The sequence below is a fragment of the Halopseudomonas xinjiangensis genome (genome assembly GCF_900104945.1).
GTDB classification, from domain to species: Bacteria; Pseudomonadota; Gammaproteobacteria; order Pseudomonadales; family Pseudomonadaceae; genus Halopseudomonas; species Halopseudomonas xinjiangensis.
Genome location: NZ_LT629736.1, coordinates 359,784 through 373,814 on the forward strand (window position 1 = coordinate 359,784; position 14,031 = coordinate 373,814).

At 61.2% G+C, this 14,031-nt stretch carries 10 protein-coding genes; 9 read left to right on the forward strand and 1 reads right to left on the reverse strand.

Features of this window, described 5'->3' with window-relative positions:
* Positions 1–6 precede the first annotated feature (6 nt).
* Positions 7–2,664, reverse strand: coding sequence for a pyruvate dehydrogenase (acetyl-transferring), homodimeric type (gene aceE, locus BLT85_RS01640; RefSeq protein WP_093391513.1), 2,658 nt, complete (start codon positions 2,662–2,664; stop codon positions 7–9).
* A gap of 233 nt (positions 2,665–2,897) precedes the next feature.
* On the opposite strand from aceE, the gene glnE reads away from it, so the two are divergent.
* The 9 genes from glnE (at position 2,898) to BLT85_RS01685 (ending at position 13,917) form a co-directional block, all read left to right on the forward strand.
* Positions 2,898–5,825, forward strand: coding sequence for a bifunctional [glutamate--ammonia ligase]-adenylyl-L-tyrosine phosphorylase/[glutamate--ammonia-ligase] adenylyltransferase (gene glnE, locus BLT85_RS01645; protein ID WP_093391514.1), 2,928 nt, complete (start codon positions 2,898–2,900; stop codon positions 5,823–5,825).
* A gap of 99 nt (positions 5,826–5,924) precedes the next feature.
* Positions 5,925–6,848, forward strand: a complete 924-nt coding sequence (locus tag BLT85_RS01650) for a branched-chain amino acid transaminase (protein ID WP_093391515.1) — start codon at positions 5,925–5,927, stop codon at positions 6,846–6,848.
* A gap of 103 nt (positions 6,849–6,951) precedes the next feature.
* A complete protein-coding gene (waaF, locus tag BLT85_RS01655; RefSeq protein ID WP_093391516.1) occupies positions 6,952–7,995 on the forward strand; it encodes a lipopolysaccharide heptosyltransferase II in 1,044 nt (347 codons plus the stop codon).
* Positions 7,996–7,997: 2 nt separating this feature from the next.
* Positions 7,998–9,062, forward strand: coding sequence for a lipopolysaccharide heptosyltransferase I (gene waaC / locus BLT85_RS01660; protein ID WP_093391517.1), 1,065 nt, complete (start codon positions 7,998–8,000; stop codon positions 9,060–9,062).
* Positions 9,062–10,180 carry a glycosyltransferase family 4 protein gene (locus tag BLT85_RS01665; protein ID WP_093391518.1) on the forward strand — a complete coding sequence of 373 codons (1,119 nt, stop codon included), beginning with the start codon at positions 9,062–9,064 and terminating at the stop codon, positions 10,178–10,180. The genes waaC and BLT85_RS01665 overlap by 1 nt, the downstream gene beginning before the upstream one ends.
* Positions 10,177–10,992, forward strand: coding sequence for a lipopolysaccharide core heptose(I) kinase RfaP (rfaP, locus tag BLT85_RS01670; RefSeq protein ID WP_093391519.1), 816 nt, complete (start codon positions 10,177–10,179; stop codon positions 10,990–10,992). Before BLT85_RS01665 ends, rfaP begins: the two co-directional genes overlap by 4 nt.
* Complete coding sequence (locus BLT85_RS01675) at positions 10,989–11,735, forward strand: lipopolysaccharide kinase InaA family protein (protein WP_093391520.1); 747 nt, start codon at positions 10,989–10,991, stop codon at positions 11,733–11,735. The genes rfaP and BLT85_RS01675 overlap by 4 nt, the downstream gene beginning before the upstream one ends.
* The gene (locus BLT85_RS01680) at positions 11,732–12,499 is read left to right on the forward strand and encodes a lipopolysaccharide kinase InaA family protein (RefSeq protein ID WP_093391521.1); all 768 of its coding nucleotides are present in this window, start codon (positions 11,732–11,734) and stop codon (positions 12,497–12,499) included. The genes BLT85_RS01675 and BLT85_RS01680 overlap by 4 nt, the downstream gene beginning before the upstream one ends.
* Positions 12,496–13,917 carry a lipopolysaccharide kinase InaA family protein gene (locus BLT85_RS01685; protein WP_093391522.1) on the forward strand — a complete coding sequence of 474 codons (1,422 nt, stop codon included), beginning with the start codon at positions 12,496–12,498 and terminating at the stop codon, positions 13,915–13,917. The genes BLT85_RS01680 and BLT85_RS01685 overlap by 4 nt, the downstream gene beginning before the upstream one ends.
* Positions 13,918–14,031: the final 114 nt, after the last annotated feature.

Below are 14,031 nucleotides of genomic sequence, written 5' to 3' on the forward strand. Positions count from 1 at the left end.
TAGTCCTCAGCAGTCGGTGGGGATGGTTTTGTCCGGATCGATTCCGAACGCCTGAATGGCTTCGGTCAAAACCGTCGCTTCGAGCCTTCCCTGTTCGACCAAGGCGGCCAGGGCGGTATACGCCACCCAGCAACGGTCGACCTCGAAGAAGTGGCGCAGCTTGCGGCGGCTGTCGCTGCGGCCGAATCCGTCGGTGCCGAGAACCTTGTAGGTCGCCGGAACCCACTGGCGGATCTGATCGGCATAGAGCTTCATGTAGTCCGTGGCTGCGATGACCGGGCCAGTGCGACCGTCCAACAGCTCTTCGACGAAGGTCTTCTTGGGCTCGGCGCCGGGGCGCAGCCGATTGAGTCGCTCCACGGCCAGCCCGTCGCGGCGCAGCTCGTTGAAGCTGGTCACGCTCCATATGTCCGAAGTCACACCGAAGCGTTCCTCGAGCATCCTCGCCGCCTCGCGTACTTCGCGGAGAATGGTCCCGCTGCCCATCAGCTGCACGTGCTTGTCGGCGGGCTTTTCCGACTCGCTGAGCAGATACATGCCGCGCATGATGCACTCGCGGATTTTCTCGCCGGCGGGCATTGGAGGCTGTTTGTAAGACTCGTTCATTACCGTGAGGTAGTAGAAGACGTTTTCCTGTTCTTCCATCATCCGCCGCGCGCCTTCCTGAATGATCACCGCAAGCTCGTAAGCGTAGGCCGGGTCATAGCTGCGGCAGTTCGGAACGGTAGACGCCAGGATGTGGCTGTGGCCGTCCTGGTGTTGCAAGCCTTCGCCATTGAGCGTGGTGCGGCCCGCGGTACCGCCGATCAGGAAGCCCTTGGTACGGCTGTCGCCGGCAGCCCAGGCCAGATCGCCGATACGCTGGAAGCCGAACATCGAATAGAAGATATAGAACGGCAGCATCGGCTGGTTGTGCGTGCTGTATGCGGTGCCGGCGGCGATCCAGCTGGACATGGCGCCGGCCTCGGTGATGCCTTCTTCGAGGATCTGGCCCTTTTTGTCCTCGCGGTAGAACATGACCTGGTTCTTGTCGACCGGCTCGTAGAGCTGACCGACCGAGGAGTAGATGCCAAGCTGGCGGAACATGCCTTCCATGCCGAAAGTGCGGGCTTCGTCAGGTACGATTGGCACGATGCGCGAACCCAGCTCCTTGTCCTTGACCAGCTGGGAGAGGATGCGCACGAACGCCATGGTGGTGGATATTTCGCGATCGCCGCTGCCGTCGAGAATGCTTTTGAGGGTTTCCAGTGGCGGTACCGGAACGCGGAAGCTTTCCTTGCGCCGTTTCGGCATATAACCGCCGAGTGCTTCGCGGCGTGAATGCAGATACTTGTACTCGGCGCTACCTTCCTCGGGCTTGTAGAAGGGCAGCTTGTCGAGGTCTTCGTCGTTGACCGGGATGTTGAAGCGATCACGGAATTTCTTCAGGCTCTCGACATCCACCTTCTTGGTGTTGTGCGCGGTGTTTTGTGCTTCACCAGCGCCGGTGCCGTAGCCCTTGATGGTCTTGGCCAGAATCACGCTGGGCTGGCCGGTGTGATTTACCGCTTCGTGGTAGGCGGCATACACCTTGTACGGATCGTGCCCACCGCGGTTGAGCTTCCAGATTTCCGCGTCGGTCAGATCTGCGACCATTTCCTGCAGTTCGGGGCGGGTGCCGAAGAAGTGCTCGCGCACATAGGCGCCGCTGTTGGCCTTGTAGTTCTGATAGTCGCCATCGACGACTTCTTCCATGCGTTGCTGCAGCAAGCCGTTGTCATCCTTGGCCAGAAGCGGATCCCACAATCGCCCCCAGATCACCTTGATGACGTTCCAACCCGAGCCCTTGAAACCGCCCTCCAGCTCCTGAATGATCTTGCCGTTGCCGCGCACCGGGCCATCAAGGCGCTGCAGGTTGCAGTTGACGACGAAGATCAGGTTATCCAGTTTCTCACGTCCGGCCAGCGAAATCGCGCCAAGAGATTCGGGTTCATCCGTCTCGCCGTCACCCAGGAAGCACCAGACCTTCTGCTTCCCCGGCTCGATGAAGCCGCGATGTTCCAAGTACTTCATGAAGCGCGCCTGGTAGATCGCCTGGATCGGCCCCAGGCCCATCGACACGGTCGGGAATTGCCAGAAATCAGGCATCAACCAAGGGTGTGGATATGAGGAGAGGCCTTCACCGGACACTTCCTGGCGGAAATTATCCAGCTGCTCTTCGCTGATGCGGCCTTCCATGTAGGCGCGTGCGTACACGCCCGGCGATGCGTGGCCCTGGAAGTACACCAGATCACCGCCGTGTTCCTCGGTCGCCGCCTTGAAGAAGTAGTTGAAACCGATGTCGTAGAGCGTTGCGCTCGATGCGAAGGTGGAGATGTGCCCACCCAGATCCGGGTCCTGCAGGTTGGTACGCATCACCATGGCCAACGCATTCCAGCGCACCAGGGAGCGAATTCGCCGTTCCATGAACAGATCGCCCGGCATGCGCGCTTCGTGGGTGACCGGAATGGTGTTGCGGTACGGTGTGGTGATGGCGTAGGGCAGTGGGGTGCCGCTACGGCTGGCCAGTTCACCCAGCCGCGTCATCAGATAATGAGCGCGGTCTTCGCCTTCGTTGTCGAGCACCGATTCCAGCGCGTCGAGCCATTCCTGCGTTTCCAGCGGATCGAGATCGTCTTGCGTCATCTGGCAGTCTCCAGACCTTGTGGGTCTTGACCGTAGCGGAGCGCGATGCAGCCGTCGCTACGGCAGGTTTGCTGTGGGCTTGTAGTTTAACTACAAAAAAAGATCAGATTACAACTAAATAAGACCAATTGCGTAGCAAAACTACATTCTGCTCGCCGTCATCGCGCCCGGTGACCTTTTATGCCCGCGCGGGGCATGGCAAGCTGAGCCGTAAGTAAATCAAAGGATAGACCATGCCCACTCAGCTGCCCCTGCCCGACGCCCTCGTATCCATGGCTGATCACCACCTGGCCCAATGGCGGGCCGCGGCCGAACAGGCAGGGCTGGTCGACACACTCTCACAGCTCGATGACCGCTTGTTGACCGAGTTGCGGCTGGTTCTGTCGGGTAGCGACTACGTAGCCGAGCAGCTGCGCCGACATCCGCAGTTGTTGTTCACACTGCGCGCGAAGGGTGACCTGGAACGAGTGCTCGAACCCGGCGAGCTGGCGGCACGCCTCGCTGACATGCTTTCCGCCATCACGTCGGAAGACGAGCTAGGCAAGGCTCTGCGGCAATTCCGGCAATATCATCAGGTGCGCATCATCTGGCGTGATCTGGTGCGTCACGCGTCGACCATGCAGACCACCCGCGACCTGTCTGACATGGCTGATGCCTGTATCGATCAGGCGTATCAGTGGCTGTACCGGCAGGGTTGCGTATCGATGGGTACGCCGACCAGCCATGATGGCGTCGCGCAGCACATGGTGGTGCTGGGCATGGGCAAGCTTGGTGCGCAGGAGCTCAACCTGTCGTCGGATATCGATCTGATCTTTGCCTATCCCGAGGGCGGCGAGACGCAGGGCGGACGCCGGAGCCTGTCGAATCAGGAATTCTTCATCCGTGTCGGGCAGAAGCTGATCAAGGCTCTGGATGCGCCGACCGTCGACGGTTTCGTCTTCCGCGTGGACATGCGCCTGCGGCCGTACGGCGACAGCGGTGCGCTGGTCTTCAGCTTCGATGCGCTGGAGCAGTACTACCAGGACCAGGGGCGTGACTGGGAACGCTACGCGATGATCAAGGCGAGGGTAGTGGCCGGCGACCAGACAGCCGGTGCCGAATTGCTGTCCATGCTCAGGCCGTTCGTGTATCGCCGCTACCTGGACTTCGCTGCCATCGAGGCGCTGCGCAGCCTGAAGCTGATGATCAGACGCGAAGTGCAGCGCAAGGGCTTGCAGGACAACGTCAAGCTCGGCTCTGGCGGCATACGCGAGATCGAGTTCATCGGCCAAGCCTTCCAGCTGATTCACGGTGGGCGCGATAGAAGCCTGCAGCAGCGCCCCATCCTGCCGGTGTTGGACATGCTTGCTGCGCACAGCTATCTGCCCGATGAGGCAGTTGATCAATTGAAAGGCGCTTATCTGTTCCTGCGTGATGTTGAGCATGCCTTGCAGGCTGTCGATGACCGCCAGACCCAGATGCTGCCGACCGACGCACAAACCCAGGCGCGAGTGGCCTACGTTATGGGCTTCCGTGATTGGCAAGACTTCCGTGAAACGCTGGAAACACATCGAGGTCATGTCGCGCGGCACTTCGCCGGGGTAATTGCCGATCCCGATGAGGATGAAGGTGAAGAAGCCGTGCCCTATGAAGAATGGCTGCCGCTGTGGGAGGGCACGCTCGATCCGGAGCAGGCTCTGGAGCAACTGAGCGAGGCCGGTTTCGCCAATCCCGACGAGGCCTGGCGGCAACTCAGCGGACTGCTCGCCTCGCCACAGGTCAAGGCGATGCAGCGACTCGGACGGGAGCGGCTGGATGTGTTCATGCCGCGCTTGTTAGGGCTGGCTGCGGAGCAGTCCGATCCTGATCTGGCGCTGGAGCGTGTGTTGCCCCTGGTTGAAGCCGTGGCGCGGCGATCGGCGTACCTGTTGCTGCTCAATGAAAACCCCAGCGCGCTGCGCGAGCTACTGACGCTGTGCTGCGCCAGCCCCTGGATTGCCGAGCAGATTACCCGCTATCCGGTGGTGCTGGATGAGCTGCTCAACGCCGGCCGGCTCTACCGCCCGCCGGAGACTGACGAGCTGGTCGACGAGCTGCGGCAGCAGCTCATGCGTATTCCGGAAGACGATCTGGAGCAACAGATGGAGGCGCTCCGTTATTTCCGTCGGGCGCATGTATTGCGTGTCGCGGCCTCGGAAATCGCCGGCACATTGCCGCTCATGAAAGTCAGTGACTATCTGACCTGGATGGCGGAAGCGATACTTCAGCAAGTGCTGCAGCTCGCATGGCGCGAGATGACCCAGCGTCACGGCTTTCCGCGTCGAGCGAATGGCTCGATCTGCGATCTGGACTTCGTCATCGTCGGTTACGGAAAGGTCGGCGGCATCGAACTCGGGCATGGTTCGGACCTGGACCTGGTGTTCATCCACGATGGTGACCCGGATGCGGAAACCGACGGCGCGCGGCCTATCGAGGGCAGCAAATTCTATACCCGTCTGGGCCAGCGCATCATTCATATCCTCAACACGCAGACCACCTCCGGGGCGCTGTACGACGTGGACATGCGTCTGCGTCCATCCGGCGAGTCGGGTCTGCTGGTCAGTTCACTGGCCTCGTTCGCGCGCTACCAGCGGGAAGGTGCCTGGACCTGGGAGCATCAGGCGCTAGTCCGGGCGAGGGTGCTGGTTGGCTGCAAGCGGCTCGGGCACCGGTTCAACGAGTTGCGGGCCGAGGTGTTGAGCCGTCCTCGCGACGAGTCGGCGCTGCGTCTGGAAGTAGCCGGCATGCGCAAGAAGATGCGCGATAATCTCGCCACCCAGTCGACCCATGCCGGGTTCGATCCGGCCGCATTCACCGCCGAGTCGCCGTTCGATCTCAAGCAGGACGCCGGAGGTATCGTCGATATCGAATTTATGGTGCAATATGCGGTTCTGGCTTGGTCGTGCCGGTACCCCGAATTACTGCGTTACACGGATAACATCAGAATTCTCGATGGGCTGCGGGACGCCGGATTGATCGCCGGCGAGGACGTTCAGCGATTGCAGGAGGCTTACAAGGCCTATCGCGCAGCAGCCCATCGCCTGGCATTGCAAAAGCAGCCGGGCAAGGTAAGCGGCGACCAGTTCCACGATTTCCGTCGCGGAGTCATCACGCTCTGGCAGCAGTGGCTGACAGAGCAATAAGCGCAATGGTCCGAACCAGACGCCATTGGCAAGCGGTACGCTCAAGCCGGGCAACAAGCTAGGGTAAATCACAAGATACGTTTAATGGAGCGGGCTGCTATGTCGATGGCCGATCGTGATGGTGTTATCTGGTTCGATGGTGAAATGGTGCCGTGGCGCGAGGCCAACGTGCATGTTCTGACGCACACTTTGCACTACGGCATGGGCGTGTTCGAAGGCGTTCGCGCCTACAACACGCCGGATGGCACGGCGATTTTCCGCTTGCAGGCGCACACCGACCGCCTGTTCGATTCTGCCAAGATCATGAACATGAGCATTCCCTTCTCCAAGGAAGAGCTCAACGAGGCTCAGCGCGCAGCGGTACGCGAGAACAACCTGAAAAGCGCCTATCTGCGCCCCATGGTGTTCTTCGGCTCGGAAGGCATGGGCCTGCGCGCCACTGGGTTGAAGGTGCACACCATTGTTGCGGCCTGGGATTGGGGCGCATACATGGGTCAGGAAGCGCTGGAGGTCGGTATCAAGGTCCGCACCAGCTCGTTCACCCGTCATCACGTGAACATCTCCATGACCCGTGCCAAGGCCAACGGTCATTACATCAACTCGATGCTGGCATTGCAGGAAGCGCTGAGTGCTGGCGCCGACGAGGCGCTGTTGCTTGATCCGGAAGGCTATGTAGCGGAAGGCTCCGGTGAAAACATCTTCATCATCAAGGACGGCGTGATCTACACCCCGGAAGTCACCGCTTGCCTCAACGGGATTACCCGCAACACCATTCTGACGCTGGCGCGTGAGCACGGCCTGGAGCTGGTGGAAAAGCGCATTACTCGCGATGAGGTGTATATCGCCGATGAGGCTTTCTTTACCGGTACTGCTGCCGAAGTCACGCCGATCCAGGAGCTGGATAACCGCAAGATCGGCGCTGGCCGTCGTGGCCCGGTTACCGAAAAGCTGCAGAAGGCGTACTTCGATCTGGTCAGCGGGCAAACCCAGGCACACGCCGAATGGCGTACGCTGGTCCGCTGAAAGCTCCAGGCGACAAGCCACACGCGGCAGGCTGTGAGAAGCATCTCGCAGCTCGCCGTCTGGCACTTACCGCTCGTAACTTGCAGCTTGGCGCTTACCACTTATGAAAATCCTCATTATCGGACCCAGCTGGGTAGGCGACATGGTCATGGCGCAAACCCTGTTCGCCTGCCTGAAGCAGCGGCACGGGGACTGCACCATCGATGTGCTGGCGCCCGACTGGAGTCGGCCAATTCTCGAGCGCATGCCGGAAGTGCGTCGGGCTCTCAGTTTTCCGCTGGGCCACGGCGCGCTGGAAATCGGCGAGCGTCGGCGCATCGGTAAGGGCCTCAAGGGGTTGTACGATCAGGCTATCGTGCTACCGAATTCGCTCAAGTCCGCCCTGGTTCCGTTCTTCGCCGGCACGCCGCAGCGCACCGGCTGGCGCGGCGAGATGCGTTACGGCTTGCTCAACGATGTTCGCGTGCTGGACAAGGAGCGCTACCCGTTGATGATCGAACGCTTCATGGCGCTCGCCTTCGAGCCAAGCCAGGAACTGACCACACCCTATCCCAGGCCCAGTCTTGCGATCGACCCGGCAAGCCGCGACGCGGCGCTGGCGCGCTTCGGTCTTGAGCTGGACCGTCCCGTGCTGGCGCTGTGCCCGGGCGCGGAGTTTGGCGAGTCCAAGCGCTGGCCTGCCGAGTATTACGCCCAGGTGGCGGACGACAAGATCAGGCTTGGCTGGCAGGTATGGTTGTTCGGCTCGAAAAACGATCATCCGGTCGGCGAGCAGATTCGCGAGCGACTGGTTCCTGGCCTGCGAGAGGAATCGATCAATCTGGCCGGCGAAACCACGCTGGCGGATGCCATCGACCTGCTTAGCTGCGCCAGCGCTGTAGTAAGCAACGATTCCGGCCTGATGCACGTTGCCGCAGCGCTGGATCGGCCGTTGGTGTCGGTCTACGGATCCACGTCCCCGGGATTCACTCCACCGCTTGCGTCGCAGGTCGAGATCGTGCGGCTCGGTATCGAGTGCAGCCCGTGTTTCGATCGGACCTGTCGATTTGGACATTACAATTGCCTGCGTGATCTGAACCCGCCGATGGTCATCGATGCACTCGACCGGCTGGTCGGGACACCCCTTGCCGACCCGCAGGGGTTGTGACGATGCGTGTGCTACTGATCAAGACATCGTCCATGGGCGACGTCATCCATACGCTTCCGGCCATCACCGATGCGCGGCAGGCCATCCCCGGTATCCAGTTCGATTGGATCGTCGAGGAAGGCTTCGCCGAAATTCCCGCCTGGCATCCCGGGGTCGCCGAAGTGATACCGGTCGCCATTCGCCGCTGGCGCAAACATCCGTTGAAAGCGGCATTCAGTGGTGAGTGGAAACGGTTCAAGGAGCGCGTAGGGGCGACCCGCTATGACGCGATCATTGACGCTCAGGGACTGCTGAAAAGCGCCTGGCTGACGCGCTATGCCGAGGGTCCGATTATCGGACTGGATCGAGACTCAGCACGTGAGCCAATTGCCAGCCGATTCTACGACGTGCATTGCGACGTTCCCTGGGGTCAGCATGCGGTAGAGCGGGTGCGGCTGTTGTTTGCCCAGGCGCTGGGTTATCCCGTCCCAGCCGGAATTGGCTGTTACGGGCTCGATCGACAGAAGCTGGCTGGAGAGCCGGCCCAGCGGCCGTTCGTGCTGTTTCTGCACGGCACCACCTGGGCCAGCAAGCACTGGCCAGAATTGTATTGGAAGCAATTGGCGGAACGCGCCGCGCAAAGTGGCCTTGAGGTCCGTCTGCCATGGGGGAATGCCAACGAAAAGGCTCGCGCCGAGCGTATCGCCGCAGGCGTGGAAGGCGTTCAAGTGCTGCCGAAGTTATCACTGGCCGGTATGGCGCGCATCTTGGCGAGCGCGTCTTCCTGCGTAGCAGTGGACACCGGTCTTGGCCACCTGGCGGCGGCACTGGATGTGCCGACCTTGTCGCTCTTCGGTCCAACCAATCCGGGACTGACCGGCGCGTACGGATTTGCCCAGGTGCATCTGGCCAGCGACTACCCTTCCTGCACGCCGTGTCTGCAGAAAACCTGCACCTATCAGCCCACGCCGGAGGAAGCTCGCCGGTTCGACCTCAAGCGTGAGCAGCCGCTATGCTTCACCCGACTAAACCCTGACAGGGTATTTGCCGAGCTCGAAACCCTGTTGCTGGACAAGCGAGCTTACTGATGCAGTTGGCGTTCATCCTCTACAAATACTTCCCCTTCGGCGGCTTGCAGCGCGACTTCATGCGCATTGCCAAGATTTGCCAGCAACGCGGGCATGCCATCCGCGTCTATACGCTCATATGGGAGGGCGACGTACCCGAGGGTTTCGATGTGGTCGTGGCGCCGGTCAAGGCGCTTTCCAACCATCGACGCAACGAGAAATTCACCGCGTGGGTGCAGGCGGATCTGGCGCGGCGCCCCGCTGATAGAGTCGTCGGATTCAACAAGATGCCGGGGCTGGACGTGTATTACGCGGCGGACCCCTGCTTCGAAGACAAGGCGCAAACCTTACGTAACCCGCTGTATCGCTATAGCCCGCGGTATCGCCATTTCGCCGAATACGAGCGAGCCGTGTTTTCGCCGAATTCGGCCACCGCGATTTTGATGATCTCGGATATCCAGCAACCCCTGTTCATGAAGCACTACCGAACGCCGGCCGAACGCTTTCATATGCTCCCGCCGGGCATCGCCGCGGATCGCCGGGCGCCACCAAATGCGAGCGAGATCCGGGCCGAATTCCGCCGCGAATTCGGTCTCGGCTCGGACCTGCTGCTGGTACAGATCGGCTCGGGCTTCAAAACCAAGGGTCTGGATCGATCGATTCGCGCGCTGGCCGGGTTGCCACGAGCCCTGCGCAAGCGCACCCGTCTGATGGTGATAGGGCAGGACGATCCGAAGTCGTTTCAGCTGCTGGCCAAGGCGCAAGGGGTCAGCGAACAGGTGCATATTCTCAACGGTCGCGATGACGTCCCACGCTTTCTTCTGGGCGCCGACTTGCTGATTCATCCTGCCTATAACGAGAACACCGGTACGGTTCTGCTAGAAGCGCTGGTCGCCGGACTGCCGGTACTGGTCACCGATGTGTGCGGCTACGCGCGCTATATCGAAGAAGCTGACTGCGGTCTGGTGTTGCCCGGACCGTTCGATCAGCGACGGCTCAACGAGTATCTCGAAAAGATGCTCAAGGACGAAGGGGCCCGCAGCCGTTGGCACCAAAACGCGCTGGAGTTCGCCGATCAGGCGGATCTTTACAGCCTGCCCGAGCGAGCGGCGGACGTTATTCTCGGGGAACGTTCATGAAATTGATACTCGACGAGCCTTTCCGCAGCTTGTGGGCAGGCCGTGATGCCTTTGCCGAGGTGGAGGCGTTGCAGGGAGAAGTATTTCGCGAACTTGAGGCGAGGCGCACGTTGCGTACCGAGATCGATGGGCGCGGATATTTCGTCAAGATCCACCGCGGCGTCGGTTGGGGTGAGATCGCCAAGAACTGGCTGACCGCCAAGGCGCCGGTGCTGGGCGCTGGCCAGGAATGGCGAGCGATACGGGCACTGCAGGACGCAGGCGTGCCGACCATGACCGCCGTAGCCTATGGCGAAAAAGGCCGTAATCCCGCCACGCAGCACTCGTTCATCATCACCGAAGAGTTGGCACCGACCATCAGCCTGGAAGACTTCACCGGTCACTGGCTGAGCAACCCGCCCGCGCCGGCGCTCAAGTACGCGCTGATCCATGCCGTGGCAGACATGGCCGGACGCATGCACCGCGCAGGGGTCAACCATCGCGATTTCTATATCTGCCATTTTCTTCTGAATATCGCTGAAGAGCCTCGTGCGGATCATCTGCCGTTGTCGCTGATCGACTTGCATCGGGCCCAGGTTCGTCACGCCGTACCGCGCCGCTGGCGCGACAAGGATCTGGCCGGGCTGTACTTTTCGGCGCTGGGTATCGGCCTGACGAATCGCGACAAGCTGCGCTTTCTGAAGACCTATTTCCGCAAGCCGATCCGGCAGATCGTGATCGAAGAAGCGGTGTTGCTGGCGATGCTCGAACGCAAGGCCGCCCGGCTGCAGACGCGATTCGAACGCAAGTACGCGCCGGGGCGGGGTGAATGAAGCGTTGGACATTGAACCCGGAGTACGCAACTGGAGACAGCGGACTAGCGTTCGCTGATCTGGACTCGGTATTCGCTCTCGGTGGCGAGGCGATTACTCAGGACCCGCTGAGTACCGTACATCGGGTATGGGTAGGCGACCGGCACTACTATGTGAAGCGGTATACCAGCGCCGGCAAGAACCTGCGTCGGTATCTCGGCAGGCCGCGGATCAAGGCCGAATGGGAGAATCTGCTGAACTTTCACGCGTGGGGTATCCCCTCGGCGGTCGTGGTCGGCTTCGGCCTGGAGCGGCGCGACGGCCGCTTCCATCGAGGCGCCCTGATCACCCAGGAGTTGAGCGGAACCGACGATCTGGCGCGGATCGCCCGCAGCGGCGATGCGAGACTGAGCGACGGACGCTGGGTCGCGCATGTTTCCAGGCAGATTGCCGATGCCACCCGCATGATGCACGAGCAGGGCTTCGCGCATAACGATCTGAAGTGGCGCAATATTCTGGTCGATACCAAGGTATACCCGGACGTCTATCTGATTGATTGCCCCGGCGGCAGCTTCTGGTGGGGCCCGATGCTGGAATACCGCATCATCAAGGATCTCGCCTGCCTCGATAAGCTTGGCAAGCAGAAGCTCAGCCGGAGCCAGCGTTTGCGCTTCTACCGCTGGTACGTGGGGGAGCGTCCGCTCGATTCCTCGGACCGCAAACGCATCGCTGCGGTGCTGCGTTTCTTCGAGGGTCGTGAATGAAGTCACCGTTCATTGCCGTCAATGCCCGGGAAGTGCTGCGCAGGCACGGTCTCGATAGCTTCGAAGCACTCTGGGCATTACGGCTCGGAGAGACGCCCTCGACGCCGCGCGGCGCCGGCTGGAGCAGCGTTCATCGGCTAGAACTGGATGATATCAACGGCAGAACGCAGGCGTTCTACCTCAAGCGCCAGGAAAACCATCTCCACAGATCTCTGGTTCATCCGCAGGGCGAACTGACCTTCGCGCGCGAATTTCGGTCGATCCAGACATACGCCCACGCTGGCATACCGGCACTTGAAGTGGCGTTCTTCTACGAAACCTCTCGGCCCGGCGAGCAGAGGGCTATCCTCATGACCCGAGCGCTGGATGCCTACGAGCCGCTGACCGTCTGGCTTGACCGCTGGGGCTCGCTGAGCCCGTCGCAGCGTGAAGATCTGATTCGCGCAACGGCAGCTTTGATACGTTCCTTGCACAGCGCTGGTAAGGTGCATAACAACCTTTACCCACGGCATATTTTTCTCAAGCTGGATGGTGACGGTGCAGGCGCACGGCTGATTGATCTTGAGCGCACGCGTTCGGCCTGGTGGGGCGAACGAGACCGGGTAAGGGAGCTGACGACGCTGCTGCTGCGCTGCGAGCCGGCCAGCCGTACCCAGCGGCTGCGCTTTCTTCTGGCCTACCTCGGGCTGGTCAGGCTTGACGGCGAAGGGCGCGCACTGGCCCGTCGCATCGACGCGCGATACCGGATGAGGACAGGACGATGAAGCAGGTCGACATGTTGCGCCGGGCTGGCCGTCAACCACCGTTGCCATTGCATCTGCAGTTGCAGGGAGCACGCACCGTTCACCTGACCGGTTGGCTGCGGATACTGCCCGGCAAGCGCCTGGTCGGCGAAGGCCGGCTCGACGGGGAGCGGGTGCTGGTGAAATTATTCATTGCCCGTGGCTCTGCTCGACACTTCGAACGTGAGCTTGCAGGAATCGAAGCGCTGCTGGGTGCAGACATTCCCACGCCGGAGCTGCTGGCAACCGGTGCGCTGGCCGGAGGCGGTTGCTTCATGGCGACGAGATTTATTGAAAACGCCGAAACCCTGCAGGCCCGCTGGGAAGCCGCGCAGCCGGCAGATCCCGGTTCTGAACCAGCCTTTGGCATCGTTTCCGAAGCGGTCGAGGCTGTCGCGCTTCTGCATCAGAAGGGGCTGGTACAGACCGATATGCATCTGGGCAACTTCCTGATGCAACACGACACTTTGTACGTCATCGACGGCGATGCGATCGAGGCGCATGGCGACGCTGCTCTACCTGCCGCCGTGGCCCAGCACAATCTGGCTTTGCTCCTGGGCCAGCTGCCGCCGGACTGGGATGCCTGCCGTGGACAGCTGCTTGAAAGGTATCTGCAGGTTAACCCGGCACATGCGCTCGCCGAAGAGCAAGTTGCCTCCGATGTCGACAAAGTGCGTCAGCGGCGCCTGGCCGATTATCTGGGTAAAGCGATAAGGGACTGTACCTTGTTCGCAGTGCAGCGCAGCTGGACCCGATTCGTCGCCGTGCCTCGAGATGACGCGTCCCGCATGTCATCGATAATCAAGGATCCGGACTGCGCATTCGACGGCACCTTGCTCAAGGACGGTGGCAGCAGTACCGTGGCAACCACCATGGTTGATGCCAATCTGGTGGTGGTGAAACGTTACAACATCAAGGGCTTTTCCCACTGGCTAAAACGCTTTTGGCGGCCAAGCCGGGCCTGGCACTCCTGGCTCGCTGCCCATCGCCTGCTATTCCTCGGCATCGCCACCCCCAAGCCGCTGGGCATGATCGAAAGTCGGTTTGGCCCGCTGCGTCGCAAAGCATGGCTGGTGACCGAGTATTGCGCTGGGCAGGACCTGCTGACCGTGCTTGGGTCCGAAGGAGAGCGATTACCCGATAAGGCCCTGAAAGCGGCATTGCTTCGCACGGTCAATGCCCTGGTGGCGCAGCAGATAAGCCACGGCGATTTCAAGGCGACCAATCTCATCTGGAACGGCGAAGACCTGGTCCTCATCGACCTGGATGCCATGCAGGCCCACCCCAAGCGGCGAGGGTGGCAGAAGGCCTGGCAGCGAGACCGTGCGCGACTGGTGCGCAATTGGCCGGCGCGCAGCCCCCTTGCGCGTTGGCTGGAAGAGCATTTGCCAACGGGCTGAACTGCGGCGAATGCGGGCTAACGAAAGCCCGCTTTCAGCCGGTATACTTTCGCTTTTCGCGGCCGACATCCGATGCACATTTTCGCGCTGCATCGAACCACGGTCGAAACGGAT

Coding starts and splice junctions, on each gene's coding strand:
- glnE (WP_093391514.1), top strand. CDS start 2,898: ATGCCCACTCAGCTGCCCCTGCCCGACGCCCTCGTATCCATGGCTGAT.
- BLT85_RS01675 (WP_093391520.1), top strand. CDS start 10,989: ATGAAGCGTTGGACATTGAACCCGGAGTACGCAACTGGAGACAGCGGA.
- BLT85_RS01665 (WP_093391518.1), top strand. CDS start 9,062: ATGCAGTTGGCGTTCATCCTCTACAAATACTTCCCCTTCGGCGGCTTG.
- aceE (WP_093391513.1), bottom strand. CDS start 2,664: ATGACGCAAGACGATCTCGATCCGCTGGAAACGCAGGAATGGCTCGAC.
- BLT85_RS01650 (WP_093391515.1), top strand. CDS start 5,925: ATGTCGATGGCCGATCGTGATGGTGTTATCTGGTTCGATGGTGAAATG.
- waaC (WP_093391517.1), top strand. CDS start 7,998: ATGCGTGTGCTACTGATCAAGACATCGTCCATGGGCGACGTCATCCAT.
- rfaP (WP_093391519.1), top strand. CDS start 10,177: ATGAAATTGATACTCGACGAGCCTTTCCGCAGCTTGTGGGCAGGCCGT.
- BLT85_RS01685 (WP_093391522.1), top strand. CDS start 12,496: ATGAAGCAGGTCGACATGTTGCGCCGGGCTGGCCGTCAACCACCGTTG.
- BLT85_RS01680 (WP_093391521.1), top strand. CDS start 11,732: ATGAAGTCACCGTTCATTGCCGTCAATGCCCGGGAAGTGCTGCGCAGG.
- waaF (WP_093391516.1), top strand. CDS start 6,952: ATGAAAATCCTCATTATCGGACCCAGCTGGGTAGGCGACATGGTCATG.